Genomic DNA, 4,721 nt, shown 5'->3' with positions numbered 1-4,721 from the left:
TGCGGGGGCGGGCCCGCCCAGTGGTATCCGTCGGGGGAGACCGATGGGCGGCCGGGCGGTGAACCGGCGGTGACGCGGTGGTGAAGCAGGGGGCCCGGGCGCAGGTCACGGTCCCGCGGGGGCCAACGGAACCGGCGATCCGAACTCCCGCGCGCCCGGCCGGAACGACCCCGCCGCCGGGGTCCCCGGAGGAGGGACTTGCACCTTCCCCTACGTCGGGGTCGATCCTGGCGGCGCGCCCCCTAGGGGATCCTGCGACCACGTGATGACCCGCCTCCCCACCGGTTTCCCTCCGGGGGGCGATGAGCCACGACGCGCGGAACCCTAGCCTCTGGGGTGGGATAAGGAATACGTCGGAGATCGGTCAGGGGAGAAGAACATGGAAGCGGCGGCAACGCGGACGACCGCGGGGGACGACGGGGGATCCGGCGGGACGGCGGCCGCCCGTGCGGAGCGCGTCGTCAAGGCGTACGGGGAGGGCGAGACCCGCATCCTCGCGCTGAACGAGGTGAGTGTGGAGATCGCCCGCGGCGCCTTCACCGCCATCATGGGCCCCTCCGGCTCGGGCAAGTCCACCCTCATGCACTGCCTGGCGGGTCTGGACTCCGTCACCTCCGGGCGGGTGTGGGTCGGGGACACCGAACTGACCGGCCTCAACGACCGGCAGCTCACCCGTCTGCGCCGGGACAACATCGGCTTCATCTTCCAGTCGTTCAACCTGCTGCCCACCCTCACGGCGGCGGAGAACATCACCCTGCCGATGGACATCGCGGGCCGGAAGCCGGAGCGGGAGTGGGTGGACCAGGTGATCGACACCGTCGGTCTCTCCGAGCGACTCGGTCACCGGCCCGCGCAGCTCTCCGGTGGCCAGCAGCAGCGGGTCGCCGTCGCCCGGGCGCTGGCCTCCAAGCCGGCGATCATCTTCGGTGACGAGCCGACCGGAAACCTCGACTCGCGGGCCGGCGCGGAGGTGCTGGAGTTCCTGCGCCGCTCGGTGGACGACCTGGGCCAGACCATCGTGATGGTCACCCACGACCCCAGCGCCGCCGCGTACGCCGACCGCATCCTGTTCCTCGCGGACGGCACCATCGTGGACGAGATGACCGACCCCACCGCCGAGAAGGTGCTGGACCGCATGCGGGGCTTCGAGGGCCGGGGGCGCACGTCGTGAGCGTGATGAAGACCTCCCTGCGCAACTTCTTCGCGCACAAGGGGAGGATGATTCTCTCCGGGCTGGCGGTCCTCCTCTCCGTCGCCTTCGTCTGCGGCACGCTCGTCTTCACGGCGACGATGCAGACCACCTTCGACCGGCTGTTCACCGTCAGTGCCTCGAATGTCATGGTCACGCCCGGCACGGCGGAGGACGAGGGCGGCTTCGACCAGGCCCCCGCGATGACCGGCCGTCCCGAGACCATGCCGGGCGACCTCGCCGGGACCATCCGCGACGTGGACGGCGTGGAGGAGGTCACCGGCTACCTCGACTCGCAGAGCGTCGTCGCGGTGGACGCCGACAACGAGAACATCGGCCCCACCACCGGCGCGCCCACCATCGTCGCCAACTGGACGCCGGTCGAACTGCGCACCATGGAGATCGTCGAGGGCTCGGCCCCCGAGGGCTCCGGCGAGGTGATGGTGGACTCGCAGACCGCCGAGAACTCCTCGGTGGCCATCGGTGACGAGCTGCGACTGCTGAGCGTCGGCGGGACCTTCGAGGCCACCGTCTCCGGCATCGTGGAGTTCCAGGTCACCAACCCCGGCGCCACCGTGCTCTACGTGGACACCCCCACCGCGCAGGAGATCCTGCTCGGCGGCGAGGACGGCTACACCGCCTTCTACGTGGACACCACCGGTGCGGTGTCCGACGAGGAGATGCGCGACCGGGTGGCCTCCGCCGTGGATGGCGGGCAGTACCTGGTGCGCACCTCCGAGCAGTACGCGGAGGACAACCGCAACGCGCTCGGGGAGTTCCTCGACATCATCCGCTGGGTGCTGCTCGGCTTCGCCGGCATCGCCCTGCTGGTCGGGATCTTCCTGATCGTCAACACCTTCACCATGCTGGTCGCCCAGCGCACCCGGGAGATCGGGCTGTTCCGCGCCATCGGCGCGCAGCGCGGCCAGGTCAACCGCTCGGTGATGATCGAGGCGCTGCTGCTGGGCGTCATCGGATCGGTGCTCGGTTTCGTCGCAGGCATCGGCATCGCCGTCGCACTGATGGCGATCCTGGGCGCGCTCGGCATGAACCTGAGCACCGACGACCTCACCATCGGGTGGACGGTGCCGGTCACCGGCATCGTGCTGGGCGTCACGGTCACCCTGATCGCCGCCTGGATCCCCGCCCGCCGGGCCGGCCGCATCACCCCGATGGCCGCCCTCCAGGACGCCGGCAACCCCGGCGACGTGAGGGCCGGACGGATCCGGGCCGCGATCGGCGCCGCACTGCTGGCGCTCGGCACCGTCGCGCTGATCGCCGTCACCGGCACGGAGTCCGCCGGCACGGCCGGGCAACTCCTGGGCGTGGGCATCCCGCTGACCCTGGTCGGCCTGGTGCTGGCCGCCCCCGCCCTGGTGGGGCTGGTGATCCGGGGCCTGAGCGCGGTGTTGCTGCGCGGCTTCGGCTCCATCGGCCGACTGGCCGAGCGCAACGCCCTGCGCAACCCCCGGCGCACCGGTGCCACCGCCTCCGCGCTGATGATCGGCCTGGCGCTGGTGTCGGCGCTGTCGGTGGCCGGCGCCTCCCTGGTGGCCTCCACCGACAAGGCCATCGACGAGAGCATCGGCGCCGACTTCATCGTCCAGAACGACAACTTCTCGCCACTGATGCCGGAGGCGACCGAGGCCGCCCGGGGCGCGGATGACCTGGAGGCGATCTCGGAGTACCGGGAGCTCCCCGCCGAACTCACCCCGGCGGACGGGGGCGAGACGTTCGACCAGAGCCTGGGCATGGTCAACGAGGCCTACCCGCAGGTCTTCTCCGTCGATGTCGCCGAGGGGGACATCGACGAGGCCCTGGCCCCCGGCGGCATCTCGCTGACCGACACCGTCGCCGAGCGGCAGGGCGTGGAACTCGGCGACGAGCTGGAGGTCCTGACGCAGGGCGGGGGCACCACCACCCTGACGGTGCGGGCCATCACCGTCTCGGCGGGCGCCACGATGGAGGGCGACCTCGCCTACATCGGCCTCGAAGGGGCCGAGGAGTTCGTCCCGGCGGAGGCGATGCCGCTGTCGTGGGGTGTCTTCGCCATCGCCGAGGAGGGACGGCAGGCCGAGGCCCGGGCCTCGCTGGAGGCGGCCCTGGAGCCGTTCCCGCAGGTCGTGGTCCGTGACCAGGCCGACTACAAGGAGCTGGTCCGCAGCGAGGTCGGCATGCTCCTCAACATGGTCTACGGGCTGCTGGCGCTGGCGATCATCGTCGCGGTGCTGGGTGTGATCAACACCCTCGCCCTGTCGGTGGTCGAGCGCACCCGGGAGATCGGCCTGATGAGGGCCATCGGACTCTCCCGGCGGCAGCTGCGGCGGATGATCCGACTGGAATCGGTGGTCATCGCGCTCTTCGGAGCGGTGCTGGGCGTCGCCCTGGGCCTCTTCTGGGGCTGGGCCTCGCAACAGGTCATGGCGCTGGAGGGGATCGACGTCCTGGAGATCCCGGTGGACGTGATCGTGATCGTCTTCATCGGCTCCGCCCTGGTGGGCCTGCTGGCCGCGCTGATCCCGGCCTTCCGGGCGGGACGGATGAACATCCTGCGGGCCATCGCCACCGAGTGACGGTCCGGCCGCACCGCCGCGTCACCGACCGCCGCCCCCGGCGGGTCCTCCGGGACCCGCCGGGGGCGGCGGCGCGTTCGGCGGCATGCCCCCGCACCGCGCGCCCCCACCACACCGCTGCGCGCCCGCCGGAGGGGGGACACAATCGGGGAGGAGCAGGTCGGAGCGACCCTACGATCGGAAGTGAGTGCGGTGACACCTGAGCGCGACAGGAGGCCGGATGTGGCGATGACCGTGGTCGGCCCCCGTGCCGGCACCCCACTGCTGGACGCGGCCGAGGGGTTGTACGAGGCGCTCCCCGGTCACCGCGTGGAAATCGTCGGAGGACGCCTTCTCGTGACCCCCCCACCGGACTCCGGGCACGCCCGCTCCCTCACCCGCCTGACCTTCGCCCTGGCGCCGTTCCAGGGGCACGGTACCGAGGTGGTGCAGGGGGTGGGGCTGTGGCTGCCCACCGGGGACGAGGACTACGCGGTACCGGACCTGGCCGTGGTGGAAGTCGGGTTCGGCAAGCACACGGTCGCCTTCAACTGTTGTGCCCCCGAGGTCTTCCGCATGGTCGTGGAGATCACGTCGAGCAACCGGATCACCGACCTCACGGCCAAGCCGCAGAGCTACGCCGCCGCCGCCGTCCCCGTCTACCTCGTGGGGGACCGGCGGCGGCGCGAGGTGGTGGTGTTCTCCGACCCCCGGGGCGGCGAGTACCGCTCACGGGCCGTGTACCCGTCGGGGGAGCGGTTCCTCGTGCCGGAGGTGGTGCGGATGGGCTCCGACTTCCCCGTGCACCCCCGGGGCGACGGCTCGGACGGTACGGACGGCGCCGGGCCGGCGGTGGAGCTCGACGTCGACGATTTCCTGATCGTCGAATGACCCGGGGCCCCGATGACCCGGCCGGCGCCGGGTGGCTCCGTCCCCGGGGCCGCCGCACGGCGCGGGGCGTCGGTGGGCGGGCGTAGGGT

At 71.8% G+C, this 4,721-nt stretch carries 3 protein-coding genes; all 3 read left to right on the top strand.

The annotated features are described in order from the left end of the window. Positions 1–379: 379 nt before the first annotated feature. Positions 380–1,171: an ABC transporter ATP-binding protein gene (locus tag FOE67_RS16910; protein ID WP_182665163.1), complete on the top strand. Its 792-nt coding sequence runs from the start codon at positions 380–382 to the stop codon at positions 1,169–1,171. Next, positions 1,168–3,762, top strand: coding sequence for an ABC transporter permease (locus tag FOE67_RS16905; RefSeq protein WP_182665161.1), 2,595 nt, complete (start codon positions 1,168–1,170; stop codon positions 3,760–3,762). The genes FOE67_RS16910 and FOE67_RS16905 overlap by 4 nt, the downstream gene beginning before the upstream one ends. 228 nt (positions 3,763–3,990) lie before the next feature. Further along, a complete protein-coding gene (locus FOE67_RS16900) occupies positions 3,991–4,632 on the top strand; it encodes a Uma2 family endonuclease (protein ID WP_182665165.1) in 642 nt (213 codons plus the stop codon). Positions 4,633–4,721: the final 89 nt, after the last annotated feature.

Origin of the sequence: Streptomyces calidiresistens (assembly GCF_014141525.1) — a bacterium.
Taxonomy (GTDB): domain Bacteria; phylum Actinomycetota; class Actinomycetes; order Streptomycetales; family Streptomycetaceae; genus Streptomyces; species Streptomyces calidiresistens.
This window is presented reverse-complemented; position numbering and strand designations above follow the sequence as displayed.

Bases quoted from the DNA above. Each gene is read 5' to 3' on its own strand.
- FOE67_RS16910 (WP_182665163.1), top strand. From the start codon at position 380: ATGGAAGCGGCGGCAACGCGGACGACCGCGGGGGACGACGGGGGATCC.
- FOE67_RS16900 (WP_182665165.1), top strand. From the start codon at position 3,991: ATGACCGTGGTCGGCCCCCGTGCCGGCACCCCACTGCTGGACGCGGCC.